The following is an 18,771-nucleotide window of genomic DNA, read 5'->3' as shown; positions in this document are numbered from 1 at the left end:
CAAGTCTGACTTTGTACTTGGGGGCACGCCGCTATGTATATAATTTCTGCGTTTCAGCAATCGTTGGACGTAGAACTGGCCGTTGCCGAACTCGAGCAGCTTGGAATCGGCAAAGAACGGATTATGGCCGTTCCGCTTGAACAGATGCTGGGAGGCCGGTCTCTGCTAGATTCGATTCATCGTTCCGACGGGATCAGTTTGTTCGACATCGGTGCCGTGATCGGTACCGTTTGTGCCGTGCTCGGAGCCAGCTTTGGTTTTATTTTGACTTGGGGGCCGGTCATTTGGGGGCTGATCGGGTTTATAACCGGGTTCCTCATCGGGTTTGCGCTGGACTTGTTCGTGAACCGGCGTTTATTGAAGAAGAAGCGGGTGAGGCGGCCGGCTGCGGAATTGATCCTGATGGTTCGCTGCTTGAGCGGGGAACAATCGAGCGTGCGTCATATTCTTGAACAGCACTATGCCCTTGGCATCGGGGTGGTGGAGCGGCCGTAGGGCCGGTGAAAAATTTGTTGAGAAAGTACGCAAAAAGAGGAGGCGACGATGACAAGGGTTTGGGGAATGCACTCCACTTTGACTTTCTCAACGGTTTAAAAGCGGCCATTTGGCCGCTCGGTGTAGTAGAGGATTACAGATTCAAAGCTTTCCAGCGATAAGCATACTCGAACAAAAACTCGAAAGCTTCCAGATGACGCTTCGCCTCGAACACGTTGGCCCCCCAGGCGTAAATGCCGTGATTGCGCAGCACGATACCCGGTACTCTCGCGTCAAGCCGACCTTCGACGAGGGCGGCGATTCTCGCGATGTCCGCATAGTTCGGCAGGATCGGCACTTCGATGCGCGCGTCTTCCTCCCAGATGTTGAACGCCTTGATCAGCTCCACCCCTTGAAACGGTACATAGCCGCCCTCCGCGTACAGCTCGGAAATGATATTGTTGTACACGGTATGGACGTGGAACACGGCACCGCAGCCGGTCAACCTGTAAATCTCGCAATGGATGAGCGTTTCGGCCGAAGGCTTCAATCTCGTCGGTTCAACCGGACGCCCGCTGCCGTCCACGATCAAGTAGTCTTCCGGCGAATGCTTCGACTTGTCCCGGCCGCTCGAGGTGACGGCGAAGGCGAAACGGTCGGAAGCGAATTCGCCTACCCGTACCGACAAGTTGCCGCTTGTCGCGGGAAACCAGCCGCGCGCGTCAAGCTCCGTTTTTACTTCCTTCAATTGACTGAAAGCAAGCTGGCGCTGCTCCAATGTATAGATGGGATCGTTCAAAGCTTATTCTCCTTCCTGAATCGACTTCAGATGACGGATCACGTCATGGAATGTTTCATAAGGCACATAGGGCAAGCCGAGCTGTTCGCATTTCGTGATCAGGTGCGATCTGGCAAATACGAGGTCGGCGAGCTTTGCGCCTTCGAAATCCGTAACGCTGTCCCCAATCAATATCCGCATATAATCTTCTTCGGAATAACGGCGGATGACCGTCGTCTTGCACATCCCGCAGTCGTTCGAGCAGTGCTCGTCGCACCGGTGCGGCCAAACGATTCGAATCCGTTCCCCGGAAAAATCGCTGGCATTGCAATAAATCCGCTCTTCCGGAATCGGAAAAGGCTCGAGCAGCGGCAGCAGGAAAAAGTCGATCCCGCCGCTCGTGACCAGAAACTCGATGCCGTTTTGCTCGCAATAGCTCAGAAGCTCCGGGAAACCGGCTCTAATGTTTGCGGTATCGAAGACGAATTTCGCCACTTCGTCCTTGCTTGAAGAAGGAAGCAGCTCGAACATGCGCCCGACGCCGTCCCGGATGCTGATCTTGTTCGTAACGACTTGATCGACCAGCGTCTCCCAGCCCGGCGGGTTGAAATGCCGCATAATGGCGACGATGTTATCGCTCTCCGTAATCGTTCCGTCGAAATCGCAGAAAATAATCGGGCGCTTCATTGTTTGGCCCCCCACCGTTCGATGGCGGCGTCCAGCTCCGGATGCGACTCGGCGTAATCGGCCAAGGCGACGCCGTTCATAACGGCCTCAATAGCTTGCCGGAAAGCTTGTCCGCCCGCGGCCGTGCCCAGCGGGTGGCCGTGAATGCCTCCTCCGGCGTTTACGACAACTTCGGTTCCGAAATCGCGAATGATCCAAGGAACGAGCCCCGGGTGGATGCCCGCCGACGGAACGGGGAAGCTGCTTCGCAGCAGGAGGGACGGCAGATTGTCTACGCTCCCCGGCGCACGGTATACGTAATCCTCGTCCAGCTTGTCGGTGACGAGCGCATGACGGATCGCCATATTCTCTTCCTTCGGCATAACGACGGAGCCGTATGGCGAAGGGAACAAGACGAGGTCGGCTCCGCACAGCCGCATCAGCTTGCCCAGCAGCACGGAGGCGGAGATGCCGTAATGAGGCGACGGATACAAAGCTCCCGCCAAGGCCGGATGCGCCGCGATCGGGACGTTAATATCCGGATCGGCGCTCAACTCGCGCAGCGTATCGAAGCCGTAGGCAAGCACATTGAACAAAATCGCGTTCGCTCCGGCGGCAATCGCCTTCTTTGCTTGATCCGCCAGCTTGGAAGCGGGGCCGGTCACGTTCACGGCATAGAGCAGCTTTTGCCCCGTTACGGCTTGAGCCCGGCCTGCCGCCGCCATGCAAGCTTCGACCCGTTTCTCGATAGGGGTGAGCGGATTCTCGAACAAAATTTCGTCGTCCTTGATCAGATCGACCCCGCCTGCGGCTTGACCGTAGAACTGATGGCTCAGCTCTTCGAGATCGTGACCGACTACGGACTTGAAAATGCTCATGAGCAGCGGGCGGTCATGAACGCCGAGCAGCTCGCGCACGCCGGCAACGCCGAATTTCGGCCCGCCGAACCCGCTCAGGAAGGAAGGGGAGAACTGCAGATCGATCAGCTTGATCCTCCCGTCCATCGACAGCTTCCCGAACACGGTGACGAGCAGGGCCGGGACATCGGCGCTGAAGTTGATGTCGGGATAAGCGATCCGGATATCGGCGTAACGTCCGCCTGAGCCGTCCGGAGCGTCGGATGCTTCCGTCACTTGTACGGAGAGAACTTGCCCCAGATGCTTTTCCATTTCCTTTTGCTTCGCCGCAGGCAGCTCGGTCCAGCTGCCGACGGTCAGTCCTACGGCGATCGATTGGGCTTTTTTATGAAAATCGGCTTTGTCGTCATAACAACGGTAAGTTGCGACGCAATAAGAACTCATAACTACACCTGCTTTCCTTGCGGCAAAGATTGTTCGGCGATCTGCTTGCCCATCTCGCGTGCCCGCTCGGCGGCGCGGAATACGGCGCGGCCGACGGATTCCGCTACGCGGTTTTCCTGCAGCAGCTCGATGGCGGCCTGAGTCGTTCCGTTCGGAGACGTCACTTTCCGACGTAGCTCGCTTGGCGCTTCGTTTGTCGTTTTGACCATTTGGGCGGCGCCCAATACGGTTTGAACCGTCAGCTCGCGGGCCGACTCCTCGGACAGTCCGCCTTCAACGCCTGCGGAAATCATCGCTTCCATGATGTAGTATATATAAGCGGGGCCGCTGCCCGAGACGCCGGTCACGATGTCGAGCTTGTGCTCTTCTACAATGGTGACGACGCCTACCGCCTCGAACAAGGCGAGAGCGGTGCGACGCTGCCCGGCGGATACGGTCTCGGAGAAGCTGATCCCGGTCGCTCCGAGTCCGATCGTGCTGCTCGTGTTCGGCATTGTCCGCGCAATAGGGAAAGTTCCGCCGAGAAAGCGCTGAAGCGTCTCGATGGAAATTCCCGCCATGACGGACACGATCAGTTGGTCCGGGCGAAACAGATGGCGGATTTCGGCAATGCCGGACGCGGCATCTTTAGGCTTCATGTTCAGGACGACTATATCCGCTTCCCGGACCCGTCGTTCCAGCTCTTGGGGGTGGCGCGACGCCTGGATTCCGTAAGTTTCCCGCACGTATTGCAGCCTCTCGTCGTCTTGACGGTTGACGGCATATATGTTTTCCGGCACGGCGATTTCTTTCTCGATCAGTCCGCGAAACATGGATTCGGCTAACGAACCCGCGCCGATAAATGCGATTTTCTCCTGCAGCATAGCCGTATTACTCATCGTACAAGTCTCCTTTCCTGGCCGGGCGGCCGGGTTCTATCCGCGGATTTGCCCGGTTCCGTGCACGACATATTTCGTCGAGGTCAGAGCAGGCAGCCCCATCGGACCGCGCGCATGCAGCTTCTGCGTGCTGATTCCAATCTCCGCGCCGTACCCGAATTCGAATCCGTCGGTAAAGCGGGTGGAGGCGTTATGGTAGACGGAAGCCGCGTCGACTTCCTTAAGAAAACGTTCGGCGCGTTCGGTATGCTCGGTAACGATGCATTCCGAATGAAGCGTACCGTATGCGCTTATATGCTCGAGCGCTTCGTCCAAACCGTCTACGACCTTGACGGACAGGATGAGATCGTTGTACTCGGTCCGCCAGTCCGTCTCCGTCGCTTCCTTCATCCCGGGTACGAGCGAACGGCTTCTGTCGCAGCCTCTCAGCTCGACTCCCAGCTCTTTAAGCTTCCCGGCAAGATCGGCCAGATGCGCCCCCGCATACCGTTCGTGAACGAGCAGCGTCTCCATCGAGTTGCATACGGAAGGGCGCTGCACTTTCGCATTGATGACGATCGGCTCGGCAATTGCCGGATCGGCTTCGTCGTCCAGATACGTATGGCAAATGCCTTCGCCCGTTTCGATAACGGGAACCGTCGAGTTTTGCACGACATTCTGGATAAGCGAACGTCCGCCCCTCGGAATGATGACGTCGAGCAGCCCGTTCAGCTTCAGCAGCTCGTCGACCGAAGAGCGGTCCGAGCTCTCGATAATTTGCACGCAGTCCGGCGGCAAAGCGGAGCGGGACAACGCTTTATGCATAATGCCCACGATCGCTTTATTCGATTCGAGCGCGGCCGACCCGCCGCGGAGCACGACCGAGTTTCCGCTTTTTAAGCATAGGCCGGCGGCGTCGACGGTGACATTGGGGCGCGCTTCGTACACGATTCCGATTACGCCGAGCGGGACCGTATATTTGCGGATCACGAGGCCGTTCGGACGAGTCGTTTCTTCCAACAGGCGTCCGGTCGGATCGGGAAGCTCGATAATTTGCCGAAGCCCTTCCGCAATCCCTTCGATCCGCTTTTCGGTCAAGGCGAGACGGTCAAGCAGCGACTCGGAGGTGCCTTCCTGCCGGCCGCGCTCCAAATCTTTGGCGTTCGCTTCCAGAATGGCCGCGCTTTCGGCGATCAGCGCATCCGCCATCAACGCGAGCGCTTCGTTTTTTTGCTCCGTCGTCAAACGGTTCATGATGCGGGCGGCTTGCTTCGCTTTTGCCGCTTTCTCGCGAACTTCACTCATAAGTAGTCCTCCTCCGGATATTGGATGAAATGCCGTTTACATGCTCCGTACGAAATCGGTCAATCGATCGGCAGCCAGCTCGAACGATTCCGCTTCGCTTCTTCGTTTGCACTCGACGATGCCTTCGGCGGCGCGTTTCCCGACCGTTACCCGCAGCGGGAGGCCGATCAGATCGGCATCGGCGAATTTGGCCCCGGCCCGATCGTCGCGGTCGTCGTACAGCACGTCGCAGCCCGCGTTTTGCAAGTCGCGATACAGCTTCTCGGCCAGTTCCATCTGTACGGTATTGTTGGTCTGGATGACGATGAGATGAACGCGATACGGCGTTATCTCGGCGGGCCAGACGATTCCCGCATCGTTGTGATGCTGCTCGACGATAGCCGCCAGCAGGCGGGAGACGCCGATGCCGTAGCAGCCCATGATATACGGGTTGGACTTGCCGGAATCGTCCAAATACGTCGCGCGCATCGCCTCGCTGTATTTCGTGCCGAGCTTGAAGACATGGCCGACTTCAATGCCCTTATCGAAGCGGAGTTCTCCTCCGCAGCGGGTGCACCGGTCTCCGGCAGTCGCCGTCCGAAGGTCGCCGTACAGATTGATCCGGAAGTCACGGTCCGCATCGACGTCAACCAGATGGCGGTCAGCGGCGTTGGCTCCTACGATCGCTTGGCGCATACCGCGAATTTCTTCGTCCGCCATAATCGGGATGTCGGACGGCAAGTTGACCGGCCCGATAAATCCCGCTACGGACCCGAGCTTATCCGTAATATCCTGCTCCGACATCAATTCCGCGGACGTTGCGCCGAGCATGCGTTTGATCTTCGTCTCGTTCAGCTCGCGGTCTCCCCGGACGAGTGCTACGACCGGGCGTCCGTCGATGAGCAGCGCGATCGACTTGACGATGCGTTCCGGTCCGACACCGAAGAAACGGGTCAGCTGGGCGATCGTTCTGCAATTCGGCGTCTCGACGATTTGTCCGGCGCCGAAGGCAGCGGGGGCGGTGGCGCCCGGTTCGGCTTTGTCGGCGGCCACGCCGCCCGCATCCGCTTTGGCGTTTACGCTCCCGACCGATTCCGCCAGCTCGAGATTGGCCGCATAATCGCATTGACCGCAATGTACGATCGTATCTTCGCCGATGTCCGACAGCGCCATAAATTCATGTGTATCGGAGCCGCCTATCGCCCCCGAGTCGGCTTCGATGGCACGGAACTTCAACCCGCATCTTGTGAAAATGGCGGTATACGCGTCGTACATCCTCGTATAGCTCTGATCAAGCCCTTCCTGAGAGGCATCGAACGAGTAGGCGTCCTTCATCAGAAATTCGCGGCCCCGGAGCAGCCCGTAGCGCGGACGCCTTTCGTCGCGGAATTTCGTCTGGATTTGATAAAGCGTGAGCGGGAGCTTCTTGTACGACTTCACTTCGTCCCGGACGAGCGAAGTAATTGCCTCCTCATGAGTAGCCCCGAGCGCGAACGGCCGTCCGTTGCGGTCTTTGAGACGCATCAGCTCGTCGCCGTACACGTCCCAGCGGCCGCTCTCCTGCCACAGCTCCGCCGGATGAAGCGCCGGCAGCAGCAGCTCGACCGCGCCGGCCTTCTCCATTTCCTCCCGGATGATCCGCTCTACATTGCGCAGGACGCGGTAACCGAGCGGAAGGTAAGTATAGACCCCGGAAGCAAGCTGTCGGATCAGACCGGCGCGCGCCATAAACCGGTGGCTTGCCGTCTCGGCATCGGAAGGGTCGTCCCTCAATGTCGGAATGAGCGTATGTCGCAGCCTCATATATGGTTACCTCCCCGCAAAAACGATCCATTCGTCCCGGTGGACGACTTCGATCCGCGATACGTCCACGCGCTTGCGAACTTCATCGGTTGATAGGCCGGCTACGGCCTTCAATTGCCAAGATGCGTAGTTGACTACTCCTCGGCCAAGCGTGCGTCCATTCAAGTCCGTTACCTCGATCACGTCACCCGGATGGAATTCTCCGTCCACTTCGGTTACGCCGGCCGGCAGCAAGCTTTTGCCTCCGTCGATAAGTGCTCGTTCCGCTCCGGTGTCGACCTGCACTTTGCCTTGCGGCTCGGAGTGGAAGCCGATCCACTGCTTTTTAGTGGACAACGTATGCGAGCTTGTATCGAAATAAGTGCCTTTGCCCGTACCTCGCACCGCATGGAGAATATCTCCGGGTTCATCCGCCCGGCCTACAAAGACGGGAACTCCGCCGCTCGTGGCGATTCTCGCCGCTTCGACCTTGGAGCGCATGCCGCCCGTGCCGACGGAAGAACCCGAGCCTCCGGCGATGCGGAAAATGTCCTCGCTTATTTCCTCGACACGGTCGATGCGGTGCGCGTTGCTGTTTTTGCGCGGGTCGTCCGTATACAAGCCGTCGGTATCGGTAAGGATGACCAGCTTCTGCGCTTTCAGCAAATTGGCGACGAGGGCGGATAACGTATCGTTCTCTCCGAACTTCAGCTCGTCGACGGCGACGGTATCGTTCTCGTTAATAATCGGGATCACTCTGCGGATCATCAGCTCCTGCATCGTCATGAGCGCATTGTGGTTCCGCTTGCGGCTTCTGAAGTCGGAACGGGTGAGTAAAATTTGCGCAACCGAATAGTCGTGCTTCGCGAAAGCTTCATTATAGCACTGCATGAGCAGCGCCTGGCCGACCGCCGCCGAAGCTTGCTTCTCGTGAAGCGCCTTCGGCCGCTTGGCGTAGCCGATTTTGCGGAATCCGGCAGCGACGGCGCCGGATGTGACAAGCACGACGCTGTATCCTTCATCCTGAAGCCGGGACAGCTCTCCGGCAAAAAAATCGATTTTGGAGCGATTCAGCCCGCCTTCGTCCGATGTGAGCGAGCTGCTGCCGATTTTGATTACGATTCGTTGGTGCATACTGGTGTCCCACCTTGCTCTATCGTTTTGACGGCGGCGATTCGCGGGGAAAAACAAAAAGACTCCCATCCTGTTAAGGACGAAAGTCGGCTTCCGCGGTACCACCTTAATTGACGGTCCCTTTGCAAGCGGATCGTCATCTTCGTTCCCTGATAACAGCAGGGAGCTGTTCAACTCGTCGTTGACCGTTCGGGGGTGGGTTTCGGCAAAGCCATCACGGTAAATTTTCGCAGCCTTCGAAATTTACTCTCTGGGCGTGTGGGCATTTTTCCTACTGGTCCCGTCATCACGTTATGTTCGAAATGTTACTAAATAGAATATCACTCCGGCTGCCGTTTGTAAAGAATTTCGGCGCAATATCCTCAACCGAACAAATTCAGCGCGCCGATTCGCCGAACCGCTTCTTCGAGCCGTTCCTCGGACGAGAGCAGGCCGACGCGCACATAGCCTTCTCCATGCGTGCCGAAGCCGATTCCCGGAGCGACCATCACGTGAGCTTCGTTCAGCAGCAGGTCGGCAAATTCGGCCGAGGTGTACCGCTTCGGCACAGGCAGCCAAGCGAAGAAGGAGCCTTCGGAAGGCTTCGCCTCCCAGCCGATCCGGGCCAAAGCGCCGAACAGCGCGTTGCGCCGGCTCTCGTACACGGCATTCAGCTGCCGCACGCAGTCTTGCGGAGCGGTCAAAGCGTGCGCGGCGGCGGCCTGGATCCCCCCGAACAGACTTACATAGTAATGATCCTGGATCAAATTGATCAGTCTCACGACTTCGGCGTTGCCTAGCGCAAAGCCTACGCGCCAGCCGGCCATATTGTACGTTTTCGACAGCGTATAAAATTCGACGCCGACTTCTTTGGCTCCCGGCCGTTCGAGGAAGCTGACCGGCCGTTTGCCGTCAAAGCCGATGGCGCCGTAGGCGAAGTCGCTCGCCACGACGATGCCGTTCTTCGCCGCAAACCGGATCGTATCGTCGTAGAAGGAGGCCGGTGCGCAAGCGGCGGTCGGATTGTTCGGATAATTGATGAACATCAGCTTCGCCTTGTTCACATCGTCCGGCGACAAGGCGGAGTAGTCGGGAAGAAAATCGTTGCCTTCCCGCAGCGGCATAAACGCCATGCGGCCGCCGGCCAATTCCACGCCCGACCAGTAGTCGGGATAGCCCGGGTCCGGCACGAGGCAGACGTCACCGGCGTTCAACAAGCATTGGCTGATTTCGACCAGTCCCGTCTTGCCGCCGAACAGAATGGCGACCTCGGTTTCCGGATCGAGCTGCACGCCGTAATCTTCGAGGTAGCGCTTGGCGATCGCTTCCTTCAGAAAACCGTACCCGCTGAACGGGGAATATTTGTGATATTTCGCATCCGGCGCCGCCTCCTGCAGGGCGGTTACGATGTGCGCGGGAGTTGGTTGGTCGGGATTGCCTTGGCCGAGGTTGATCACATCGTGCCCGAGAGCGATTTGCCGGTTCACTTTGCTGACAAGAGAGGCAAAAAATTGTGTCGGCAGCCGTTTAAGCCGGTCGGCCGCTTCGATCGGAAAAGCGGAAGTCGTGTTGGCGGGTAAATTCATCCTATTTCACTCCGAATGGTAGACTTATAGTTGGGCGATATCTCTGATTATACCCGTCCGGAGCCTCATTTCCAACTCTTTTTCATCGGCTTGCGGCCGATACGGTTAACGACGTGGCGGCCTGCTCGTTGCTCATCGGCGCCCGATCGACTAAAATAATAGAAAGCTTACCGGAGCCAGATTATAGAAGGAGTGAAACCGAACATGTCCGATCAACAACAATTGAACATCGCTCTGCTGCAAATGGACATCGCCATAGGAGAGCCGGATGCCAATTTCGCCAAGCTGTCGGAAATGATGGAGGAGGCTGTACGGGCCGAGATTAAGCCGGACGTCATCCTGTTTCCGGAGATGTGGAATACGGGCTACGCGCTGGATCGCATCCGCGATATCGCGGACCGGAGCGGGGAGCGGACGGCCGAGTTTGTGTCCGGCTTTTGCCGCAAGCACCGCGTGAACGTCATCGCGGGTTCCGTCTCGGAGCTGGCCGGCGATCAGGTCCGCAATACGATATTCGCTTTTGACCGGGACGGCAACCGTACGGCCGATTATTCGAAAATCCATCTGTTCCGCCTAATGGATGAAGAGAAATATTTGCACGCCGGTGACAAAATCGGGCTGATGGACGTAGACGGCATTCCGGCCGGAATGATGATTTGCTACGATATTCGTTTTCCCGAGCTGACCCGGAAGCTTGCTCTCGGCGGAGCCAAGCTGATGTTCGTCCCCGCCGAATGGCCGCATCCCCGGCTGCACCATTGGCGAACGCTTCTGACGGCAAGAGCGATCGAGAACCAGATGTACGTCGTGGCTTGCAACCGGGTAGGGACGAGCGGAACGACGTCGTTTTTCGGACACTCGATGGTCATCGACCCGTGGGGGGAAATCGTTGCGGAAGGCGACGAGACGGAGAAAATTTTGACGGCCGCCATAGATTTGAAGGTCGTGGACAAGGTGCGGTCGACCATTCCGGTGTTCGCGGATCGGCGCCCCGAGTTATATTGAGAGGTCAAGTCCGGCGTCTGCGCAAGCAGGCGCCTTTTTCTGCGAAGTCGCCCTTATTTCAGCCTCTAACAGAGCCGCTTCTACCAATACTCTCGACAACTGCGAAAATAACCGCAATCGGCACGAAATCGCGGGGGATGATGCCGCTATCGGCCATTTCCGGCAAATCTTTTTCTTGCCTTGAACCTCCGGATATGATGTAATAATAGACAGGTTGGAAACATGTATATAAATATGTATCGATGGGGGAATCATGCATATGACATCGTCCGTGCAATGGCATGAGCGTCTAGAGAAGGCGATTCCTTGGGGCTCGAGCACCTGCTCGAAGGCGCCGACGCTGCTGCCCGAAGAGCCCGCCGTTATTGTAAAAGGAAAAGGCTGCCGGGTATGGGACGCCGACGGCAACGAATTTATCGATTTCCGCAACGGCCTCGGTCCGATTACGCTAGGCTATCAATTTCCGGACGTCGATGACGCCATTCGCCGGCAGCTCGCGAACGGAATTATATTCGGCCACGCTCACCCGCTGGAAGCCGAGGTGGCGGAGCAGCTGTGCGAGCTTATTCCTTGCGCCGAGCAGGCACGCTTTCTGAAGACAGGCGGGGAGGCGCTCGCTGCGGTTATTCGGATTGCCCGGACTTACACGGGGCGCGACCGTATCGTGCAGATCGGCTACAACGGCTGGCTGAACGCCTTGGCGGGAGGCGGCCAATCGCTGCCGGGCCAACAAGCATCGGGGAAAGGCGTCCCCGGCGTGCCGTCCGCTCTCGGCGGGCTGCATCACGCCGTAGGCTGGAACGATCTCGCCTCGCTGGAGCGCTGGTTCGACCATTGCGGGGGAGAGATAGCGGCTGTCGTCATCGCGGCCGACTATGCGGGAATGGCCAAAGGCGAAACGTTTTACCCGGCTGTCCGGGAGTTGACCCGCAAGCATGGGGTGCTGATGATCTATGACGAGATCGTAACGGGCTTCCGGGTCGCGATCGGCGGGGTGCAGCAATATTTCGGCGTCAACCCGGACTTGGCCGTGTTCAGCAAAGGCATTGCCAACGGCATGCCGCTGTCCGCGTATGTAGGGAGCAAGGAAGTAATGGCCGCATGCAACCGGGGCGGCGCCGTCATCTCCAGCACGTTCGGCGGGGAAACGCTTTCGCTAGCCGCATCGAAAGCGACTCTGGCCGTCTACAAAGATCAAGACGTTGTCGGACACTTGTGGAGGCAAGGGGAGAAGCTGTGGGGAGACTTAAACGCCATTTTCTCGGAGAACGGCATTCCGCTCGAACTGAAAGGCTTTTGGCCGTGTCCGACCTTTACGCTGAAGGACGGAGGAAGTGCTGCCGTCAGGGAATCGTTTTTCCGGGCGGCTTACCGCAACGGAGTCTCACTGTATAATGTCTCCTATGTCAACTTCAGCCATAAGGATGAAGACATCGCCGAAGCGTTGGAGCGTTTGGAGCGCGCTTGCAAAGAGATTGCGGTTTAGAAGCATACTCATCAAGAATAGCGGAAAGCGGGGTAAGACATGATCATAGACGTGCATACCCATATTTGGGGCGGCGATTACGAAGGCAGTACCCGCGAATTGCTCCGTGCTTGCGACATGTTCGGAATAGCGAAGCTGCATGTGTCTGGGCTGAAATCGCACTATTCGGACGAGGCGGAAGTCGCCAGTCTGAATGCGGACGTATACCGTTTTATGAAGGAAAAGCCGGACCTGGTCAGCGGTTATTGCTACGTCAATCCGGCTCATGCCAATGCGCTCGACGTATTGAAGCGCGGGATCGAAACGTACGGGATGAACGGAATGAAGCTGTGGGTGGCGACCTTTTGCGACGACCCGCGCGTGTTTCCGCTCGTCGAGACTTGTATCGAGGCCAATATTCCGATCTTGATCCATTCGTTTCATAAAGCGGTCGGACAGTTGAAATATGAGACTACGGGTCCCCAGGTCGCCAATCTGGCGAATCGCTACCCGAATGCGAAGCTGTTGATGGCCCATTTCGGAGGAAATTGCTACCACGGGATCAAGGCGGTCCGCGGCTGCCGCAACGTATGGCACGACTTCTCGGGAACTCCGTTTCGCCGCGACGACGTCGATTATGCGGTAGAGCGGGTAGGCGTCGACCGAATCGTATTCGGTTCCGATATGCCGATTACGTACTTGGTCAATTTCGGCCAGGTGGAGGAAGCGGATCTATCGCCGGAGGAGAAAGAACGGATCTATTACAAAAACGCGCTGGAGTTGTTCGATCCGAACTATAAGGTTGGGTAAGCGAGGCGCGACGGAGCTCGAGGAGGGGAACCGATGTACACCGATGTAAACGCTCTGCTCGGCCACTGGCCGTTTCGGAAAATACGCAAAAATACGCTGGACGATCTCCGGCGCGTTCACCGCGAGAACGGCATTACCGGCGGGTATGTCGCTTCGCTGAACAGCATTTTCTACAATGACCCGTTCGAAGGCGACGAGGAGCTCCATGCCTTGATCGGCGGTACGGAATATAAGCATGTTTTGACGGTGAATCCGACACTGCCGGGATGGCAGCGGGATATCGAGGACGGATTGAGCCGATTCGACATACGCGGGGTACGGATTTATCCGACTTATCACGATTACGATCTGAATGACGAACCGGTGGCCGAGCTGTGCCGGGAGCTGAAGCGGCATGGGCTTCCGTTGTTCGTGACGAAGCGGATGGAAGACGAGCGCCTCGATTATTTGATGAAACCGAAGCCGCTCGACGTCGCCTCGCTAGGCAAATTCGTGTCCGGTCAGCCGGATCTGGACATTGTCGTGCTGAACATCCGGTTTGGCGAAATCGTGTCGCTGAAAGAAGCGGCGAATCAGCTGCCGCGCCTTTACTTCGATACGTGCGGGTTGAAGGACAAAGTGTTCGTTCTGGAGGAGCTGCTCAAGCTGATTCCCGCGGAGAAGCTCGTATACGGCTCGCAGCATCCGCTGTATTGTTTGAAAAGCTCGTTTTGTATCGTCGATAGGGTCGATATTCCCGAAACGGCGAAGAAGGGCATTTTTGCGGAAAACGCCAAAGTTTTGACAAAGAATGGCTGATTGCCGCGGTGAAGCATGTTGTATAATGGGAATTGAGTAGGCTACCTCGAACTAGAGGTGGTCTATTTTTGTTATATTTCCTTACACGAAACGAGATGGTTGAAAAAATATTTTAATATCATGTTATATAATCTTACATCTTGTATTGATTTCATGTTGTAAATGATGTAATATTCAAGCATAAGCACAGTACGCGTTATGATTTATTACATTAATCGTTGAGGATGAAGGGAGAGGTAACATTATGAATATCGCATTAATCGCGCATGATGTTAAGAAAGCGGAACTGGTTAATCTCGTTATCGCTTATGAGAAGGTATTCGTTCAGCACACCTTGTTCGCAACGGGTTCGACCGGACAAAAGATCGCCGAAGAGGCCAAAATCAGTGTCGTGAAATTGAAGTCCGGCCCGCTCGGGGGCGACCAGCAAATCGGAGCGCTCGTAGCGCAAAACGAGATCGACGCCGTCATCTTCCTCCGCGACCCGCTCGTTGCCCTTGCTCACGAACCGGATGTAACGGCGCTGCTCCGTCTGTGCGATGTGCAGTGTGTACCGGTTGCGACTAATATAGCGACTGCCGAGCTGCTTATCAAATCGTTGGAGCGTCACGATCTCGCGTGGAGAAACGTCGTCCATCGCTACCGTACGGAACGCAGAAGCGGCACGGAAGGCTGATTGCCGCTCGTAGGCAAACTCCCCGGGGTGACGAAGATTCCCGAGGAGCGGGGATGAACGAACGTGCTTGGCAGCGACTGCCGCAAGTAGCGTCAAGTGCCCAGCGATACGGTCATGCCGTGGCGGGCGAGCTGGACGCCTGCGGGAAGGGCGTATCCGGCTCCGATGTCGACCCCGTGCGACATATGGGTAAAATAGACGCGTTCAGGCTTCGTTTCCAGCAGCAGTTCGAACGCCTCCGTCATGTCATATACGGAACGCGATTCGGGTTTTGCGTCTTCTTTGTAAAAATTCGTGCCGAGCACCAGCATGTTCAAGCCGTGAAGCGGCTTTTTTTGTTGCTCGGTCAGTTGAATCGCGTCCGAACAATAAGCCCAGCTATAGCCGTTTTTCTCGAAGCGGTAGGCGAACGACGTGCCGTTTTTGCCGTGGCAAACTTCCCAGGGCGATATCCGCCACCCTCCGAATTCCATGCCGCCGTCATTAGGTACATAAGAAAGACGCTTCTCCAGCCAAGGATATTGCCTGCGGATTGTTGCGAATACGGTGTTCGGAGCGAAAGCCGCTCCTCTTCCTTTGGTCCAGCGGCAAGCGTCGAACCATTCGGGCAACCCCGCTATATGATCGTGGTGAGGATGCGTGATCAATGCCCGTTCCAGCGACCGCAATCCGATCATCTCCATTTGCGTCACCCAGTCGGGACCGCAATCGATCAGCATTTCTCCTTCCTCCGTACGCAGCAGCGCCGATGAACGGTATCTCCGGTTGAGCCCCGTCGTGCGCGACTCGTCGCAAACCGCACAATTGCAGTACATCCGGGGCACTCCCATCGAATCTCCCGTACCCAAAAACGTCAGTTGATCCATCCGTGTCGATCCTTTCTTCGCGAAATCAAGAAATTGCGCCGTCGCGTACGAGCTCCTGCATCGTTGCGATAAACGCTTCCGCCGCTTTCGATACGTACCTGCCCTTTTTTCTGGCAATGACCAGCGTACGCGTCGGCCGGCTGCGGATAGACAAATAGGCGGGTGCCGATTCGCTCCATTTCCCTCTTTCAACCATCGAGGGCACAAAGGCGACACCCATTCCGGCCGCGACGAGCGACTGCACCGTTTCGATATTGCTGCTCTCGAATACGATCCGCGGAGCGAATCCGGCGTCCAAGCAAAAATCGATGGCGGTTTGGCGAAGTCCTTGCCCTTTTTTGAGCACGATAAAAGGTTCGTCCCGGAACTGGGCCAAGTCTACGGTTCCGTCGTCGGCGGCGATGCTTGCGGACGGATGATGGGGCGGTACGGCCAGTCGGATTTCTTCTTCGACCAGCGGCTCGTATTCTAGCGAATGCTCGAGCAGCGGCAGCGACAGCACGCTGAGGTCCGTTCTGCCTTCCGCGGTCAACTGCGTCAAATTGGCGGATGTCTCCTCCACGAGCACGATTTCGATTTCGGGATACCGCTCCCGAAAAACGGGCAGGACGATCGGCAGCATATGGGCTCCCGTGATCGGCATGCTTCCGATGATGAGTCTGCCTTTGCGCAATTGGGATATATCGTCCATTTCTTGCCGGATTTCACCGATCATATCGACGATTTTTTGAGCTTTCTCTACGAACAAAGCGCCTGCATGCGTCAGCTCGACCGAGTTCGTATTGCGGTGAAACAGCAAAACCCCGAGCTCCTTCTCGAGCTTGGACAGCTGCTGGCTAAGCGAAGGCTGCGCGATGTGCAGCTTCTCCGCGGCCCGCGAGAAGTTTTTTTCGGCGGCGATTTGAATCGCATATTGCAGCTGCCTGAATTCCATTCGGGCTTTCCTCCCAGTAGTGTCGGACATTTCATTTCGTGCGGCACGTATCCATCATATACGATTAGGGTTCCTTTCATAAAGAGTTTGCATGAATTATTCGTTGCGTAAAGTTTCGCTTCGATCGCCGGGTCGGCGAACATTCGGGGATGAACCTGTGCCTGCGCGCCGCGAAATAGTACTATCGTGTCGTTATCGAGGGTATCGGTCACGCTAATCATCCAACAGTAATGAGAGTACTGCTCGAGAGCATCAGATTGCATTGTCGGCCCCGGATCGGCTTCGTATAATGGGCATCGTCAACAACAATTCGACTGGGGAGGAACGAGCATGAGCACCATTCGTGTCGGTTTTATCGGGTGCGGCAATATCGCCCACAGCCATGCGATGAGAATGTCGCGGTTAGAAGGAGTGGAGATCGTTGCGCTTGCGGATCCGGGTGAACGGGGCAGGCAGCTGCTGAAGCAGAAATTCGGGCTGGATCGGGCCAAGGAATTCGACAATCATACGGAAATGCTGAACATCGGCGAAGTCGACGCCGTAATCATATGCTCACCGCATACTTTGCATGCCCGGCATGCGGAGGAAGCGCTTTCGGCCGGCAAGCACGTCTTGATCGAGAAGCCGATGACGTGCTCCTCCAAGGAAGCGGAACGGTTAATGGCCGTCGCGGAGAAAAGCGGAAAAGTGCTGCAAGTATCGTTTCAACGGCATTTTATGCCGCAGTTTCTCTATATTCGCTCGGCCATTGCCGACGGTGTAATCGGCAAGCTTGCATCCGTCACCGCAACGCTGCATCAGAATTGGAAGCAGGCGCAGGAAGGGACTTGGCGGCAAATGCCGGAGCTGTCCGGCGGCGGCATGCTGATGGATTCCGGCAGCCATATTATCGACGTGCTGCTGTGGACGACCGGCCTTACGCCGCAGCAAGTGTCCGTCCAACTGGAATGTCATGGATCGCCTGTGGAAGTCGACACGTTTACCGCCATCCGGTTTGCGGAAGGAGCGATTGGCAGCATGAACATTGTCGGGCTGGCGCCGCTCGCCAAGCTGAAAGAAACTTACGCCTTCATCGGCGCTGCCGGCGGCATCTTTTACGACAACGGCCGCATCACGCTGCAGTTGAACGGTCAAGATCCGGTCGAGCCGGAGCTGCCCGAATCGGTCACCGATCCGGACCGCAGCTTCATCGATTCGATACGCGGCAAGCATGAGGTATTGGTACCTGGCGAGTATGCTTTGAAAGTTGTTGCATTTACGGAAGCGATCTATGAGGCTGCCGGTTACAAGGTTGAGCCGGCTGGTCAACCGGACACGGCGGGGAGGGGCGTATAATGGCGCTGCGGATTGCGATACTCAGCTTCTGGCATGTCCATGCGCGAGGATATGCGAAGCAATTGACCGAACGGTCGGACTGCGCCATCGTTGCCGTGTGGGACGAGCTGCCCGATCGCGGTATGCGGATGGCGGAGCAGCTGAACGTTCCGTATTTCGAAGATTTGCAAGCCGTGCTATCAAATCCGGATGTGGATGCCGTCGTCGTGAACGCGCCTTCCAGCATGCACCCGGAAGTGATCATTGCGGCTGCGGACGCGGGTAAGCATATATTTACGGAAAAAGTGCTGGCGCTGCACACCGCCGATGCGGAGAGAATCGCGGATGCCGCAAGACGTAACGGCGTCAAACTTACCGTGTCGCTGCCTCGGCTCGGCGATCAGAAGACGATGTATGCCAAAGCGGTCGTCGATCAAGGGCTCCTCGGGAGAATCACGTTCGTCCGCATGCGGCTTGCCCACGACGGCGCGCTCCCTAGGGAAGGGGCGCCCGACGGCTGGCTGCCCGCGCATTTTTACGACAAGTCGGAGTGCGGGGGCGGGGCATTGATCGATCTGGGCTGCCATCCGATGGCTATGGTGCATCATTTTCTCGGCATGCCGGCATCGGTATCGGCCCGGTTCGGCTACGTTACCGGACGCGAGGTGGAAGACAATGCCGTCGTTACGCTGAGCTATCCGGACGGGGCGATGGCGGTCGTCGAAGCCGGCTTCGCCAGCAGGCACTGCCCGGCGCTCGTGGAAATTTACGGGACGGAAGGCTGCCTCCTGTTCGGAAATCAGATGGAAATCCGCAGTTCGCTCCTGCCCTCGGAGCCTCATTCCGGGTGGATACGGCCGGATAAGCTTCCGCCGAGCTTGCCGGCGCCCATTGATCAGTGGGCGGACTATGTGATCTACGATAAAGTTCCGGCCATCACAATCGAGCAGGGGATTGCATTGACTCAGCTTATGGAAGCTGCCTATATTTCTGCAGCCGAGGAGCGGATCGTCGAGCTCCGTCCATCGGCTCCACAATGAATCGTTCGGGAAGGTGGCGGTT

The 18,771-nt window shown here is 57.0% G+C and carries 18 protein-coding genes; 8 read left to right on the top strand and 10 right to left on the bottom strand.

The window, feature by feature from the left end:
* The first annotated feature begins 33 nt into the window (after window positions 1–33).
* Complete coding sequence (locus FE783_RS05405; protein WP_138878330.1) at window positions 34–495, top strand: hypothetical protein; 462 nt, start codon at window positions 34–36, stop codon at window positions 493–495.
* A gap of 133 nt (window positions 496–628) precedes the next feature.
* On the opposite strand, the gene mtnB is transcribed toward FE783_RS05405, so the two are convergent.
* The 8 genes from mtnB to FE783_RS05365 form a co-directional block, all read right to left on the bottom strand.
* A complete protein-coding gene (mtnB, locus tag FE783_RS05400) occupies window positions 629–1,273 on the bottom strand; it encodes a methylthioribulose 1-phosphate dehydratase (RefSeq protein ID WP_138878329.1) in 645 nt (214 codons plus the stop codon).
* 3 nt (window positions 1,274–1,276) lie between these two features.
* Window positions 1,277–1,939: a 2-hydroxy-3-keto-5-methylthiopentenyl-1-phosphate phosphatase gene (locus tag FE783_RS05395; protein ID WP_138878328.1), complete on the bottom strand. Its 663-nt coding sequence runs from the start codon at window positions 1,937–1,939 to the stop codon at window positions 1,277–1,279.
* Window positions 1,936–3,219: a 2,3-diketo-5-methylthiopentyl-1-phosphate enolase gene (locus FE783_RS05390; RefSeq protein ID WP_138878327.1), complete on the bottom strand. Its 1,284-nt coding sequence runs from the start codon at window positions 3,217–3,219 to the stop codon at window positions 1,936–1,938. The genes FE783_RS05395 and FE783_RS05390 overlap by 4 nt, the downstream gene beginning before the upstream one ends.
* A gap of 2 nt (window positions 3,220–3,221) precedes the next feature.
* Window positions 3,222–4,097, bottom strand: a complete 876-nt coding sequence (gene proC, locus FE783_RS05385) for a pyrroline-5-carboxylate reductase (protein ID WP_138878326.1) — start codon at window positions 4,095–4,097, stop codon at window positions 3,222–3,224.
* A gap of 36 nt (window positions 4,098–4,133) precedes the next feature.
* A complete protein-coding gene (locus FE783_RS05380) occupies window positions 4,134–5,381 on the bottom strand; it encodes a glutamate-5-semialdehyde dehydrogenase (RefSeq protein WP_138878325.1) in 1,248 nt (415 codons plus the stop codon).
* 36 nt (window positions 5,382–5,417) lie between these two features.
* Window positions 5,418–7,163: a proline--tRNA ligase gene (locus FE783_RS05375; protein ID WP_138878324.1), complete on the bottom strand. Its 1,746-nt coding sequence runs from the start codon at window positions 7,161–7,163 to the stop codon at window positions 5,418–5,420.
* A gap of 6 nt (window positions 7,164–7,169) precedes the next feature.
* Window positions 7,170–8,276 (bottom strand): glutamate 5-kinase, encoded by a 1,107-nt coding sequence (gene proB / locus FE783_RS05370; RefSeq protein WP_138878323.1) that lies wholly within the window; start codon window positions 8,274–8,276, stop codon window positions 7,170–7,172.
* Window positions 8,277–8,638: 362 nt separating this feature from the next.
* The gene (locus FE783_RS05365) at window positions 8,639–9,841 is read right to left on the bottom strand and encodes a pyridoxal phosphate-dependent aminotransferase (protein WP_138878322.1); all 1,203 of its coding nucleotides are present in this window, start codon (window positions 9,839–9,841) and stop codon (window positions 8,639–8,641) included.
* Window positions 9,842–10,045: 204 nt separating this feature from the next.
* On the opposite strand from FE783_RS05365, the gene FE783_RS05360 reads away from it, so the two are divergent.
* From FE783_RS05360 to FE783_RS05340, 5 genes are all read left to right on the top strand, one after another.
* Window positions 10,046–10,846: a carbon-nitrogen family hydrolase gene (locus FE783_RS05360; protein ID WP_138878321.1), complete on the top strand. Its 801-nt coding sequence runs from the start codon at window positions 10,046–10,048 to the stop codon at window positions 10,844–10,846.
* 259 nt (window positions 10,847–11,105) lie between these two features.
* Entirely contained in the window at window positions 11,106–12,332 is a 1,227-nt protein-coding gene (locus FE783_RS05355) for an aspartate aminotransferase family protein (RefSeq protein ID WP_158301639.1), read from the top strand.
* A gap of 39 nt (window positions 12,333–12,371) precedes the next feature.
* Window positions 12,372–13,121, top strand: a complete 750-nt coding sequence (locus FE783_RS05350; protein ID WP_138878319.1) for an amidohydrolase family protein — start codon at window positions 12,372–12,374, stop codon at window positions 13,119–13,121.
* A 33-nt stretch (window positions 13,122–13,154) separates the two neighbouring features.
* Entirely contained in the window at window positions 13,155–13,919 is a 765-nt protein-coding gene (locus FE783_RS05345; RefSeq protein WP_138878318.1) for an amidohydrolase family protein, read from the top strand.
* A 244-nt stretch (window positions 13,920–14,163) separates the two neighbouring features.
* Window positions 14,164–14,595, top strand: coding sequence for a methylglyoxal synthase (locus tag FE783_RS05340; protein ID WP_138878317.1), 432 nt, complete (start codon window positions 14,164–14,166; stop codon window positions 14,593–14,595).
* A 92-nt stretch (window positions 14,596–14,687) separates the two neighbouring features.
* Here FE783_RS05340 and FE783_RS05335 read toward each other — a convergent pair whose 3' ends face one another.
* Both FE783_RS05335 and FE783_RS05330 read right to left on the bottom strand, forming a co-directional pair.
* Complete coding sequence (locus FE783_RS05335; RefSeq protein WP_138878316.1) at window positions 14,688–15,461, bottom strand: MBL fold metallo-hydrolase; 774 nt, start codon at window positions 15,459–15,461, stop codon at window positions 14,688–14,690.
* A gap of 25 nt (window positions 15,462–15,486) precedes the next feature.
* Window positions 15,487–16,395, bottom strand: coding sequence for a LysR family transcriptional regulator (locus tag FE783_RS05330; RefSeq protein WP_138878315.1), 909 nt, complete (start codon window positions 16,393–16,395; stop codon window positions 15,487–15,489).
* Between the two features lie 330 nt (window positions 16,396–16,725).
* Here FE783_RS05330 and FE783_RS05325 point away from each other — a divergent pair, with 330 nt between their 5' ends.
* On the top strand, window positions 16,726–17,730 hold the full coding sequence (locus FE783_RS05325; RefSeq protein WP_138878314.1) for a Gfo/Idh/MocA family protein: 1,005 nt from the start codon (window positions 16,726–16,728) through the stop codon (window positions 17,728–17,730).
* Window positions 17,730–18,749 (top strand): Gfo/Idh/MocA family protein, encoded by a 1,020-nt coding sequence (locus FE783_RS05320; RefSeq protein ID WP_138878313.1) that lies wholly within the window; start codon window positions 17,730–17,732, stop codon window positions 18,747–18,749. The genes FE783_RS05325 and FE783_RS05320 overlap by 1 nt, the downstream gene beginning before the upstream one ends.
* The last annotated feature ends 22 nt before the right edge of the window (window positions 18,750–18,771 follow it).

It is taken from the genome of Paenibacillus mesophilus, from assembly GCF_005938385.1.
GTDB lineage: Bacteria > Bacillota > Bacilli > Paenibacillales > NBRC-103111 > Paenibacillus_AB > Paenibacillus_AB mesophilus.
This window is presented reverse-complemented; position numbering and strand designations above follow the sequence as displayed.

Bases quoted from the DNA above. Each gene is read 5' to 3' on its own strand.
- FE783_RS05325 (WP_138878314.1), top strand. From the start codon at position 16,726: ATGAGCACCATTCGTGTCGGTTTTATCGGGTGCGGCAATATCGCCCAC.
- FE783_RS05345 (WP_138878318.1), top strand. From the start codon at position 13,155: ATGTACACCGATGTAAACGCTCTGCTCGGCCACTGGCCGTTTCGGAAA.
- FE783_RS05390 (WP_138878327.1), bottom strand. From the start codon at position 3,219: ATGAGTTCTTATTGCGTCGCAACTTACCGTTGTTATGACGACAAAGCC.
- FE783_RS05360 (WP_138878321.1), top strand. From the start codon at position 10,046: ATGTCCGATCAACAACAATTGAACATCGCTCTGCTGCAAATGGACATC.
- FE783_RS05340 (WP_138878317.1), top strand. From the start codon at position 14,164: ATGAATATCGCATTAATCGCGCATGATGTTAAGAAAGCGGAACTGGTT.
- proB (WP_138878323.1), bottom strand. From the start codon at position 8,276: ATGCACCAACGAATCGTAATCAAAATCGGCAGCAGCTCGCTCACATCG.
- FE783_RS05355 (WP_158301639.1), top strand. From the start codon at position 11,106: ATGACATCGTCCGTGCAATGGCATGAGCGTCTAGAGAAGGCGATTCCT.
- FE783_RS05335 (WP_138878316.1), bottom strand. From the start codon at position 15,461: ATGGATCAACTGACGTTTTTGGGTACGGGAGATTCGATGGGAGTGCCC.
- proC (WP_138878326.1), bottom strand. From the start codon at position 4,097: ATGAGTAATACGGCTATGCTGCAGGAGAAAATCGCATTTATCGGCGCG.
- FE783_RS05375 (WP_138878324.1), bottom strand. From the start codon at position 7,163: ATGAGGCTGCGACATACGCTCATTCCGACATTGAGGGACGACCCTTCC.
- FE783_RS05330 (WP_138878315.1), bottom strand. From the start codon at position 16,395: ATGGAATTCAGGCAGCTGCAATATGCGATTCAAATCGCCGCCGAAAAA.
- FE783_RS05320 (WP_138878313.1), top strand. From the start codon at position 17,730: ATGGCGCTGCGGATTGCGATACTCAGCTTCTGGCATGTCCATGCGCGA.
- FE783_RS05395 (WP_138878328.1), bottom strand. From the start codon at position 1,939: ATGAAGCGCCCGATTATTTTCTGCGATTTCGACGGAACGATTACGGAG.
- FE783_RS05405 (WP_138878330.1), top strand. From the start codon at position 34: ATGTATATAATTTCTGCGTTTCAGCAATCGTTGGACGTAGAACTGGCC.
- FE783_RS05380 (WP_138878325.1), bottom strand. From the start codon at position 5,381: ATGAGTGAAGTTCGCGAGAAAGCGGCAAAAGCGAAGCAAGCCGCCCGC.
- FE783_RS05350 (WP_138878319.1), top strand. From the start codon at position 12,372: ATGATCATAGACGTGCATACCCATATTTGGGGCGGCGATTACGAAGGC.
- FE783_RS05365 (WP_138878322.1), bottom strand. From the start codon at position 9,841: ATGAATTTACCCGCCAACACGACTTCCGCTTTTCCGATCGAAGCGGCC.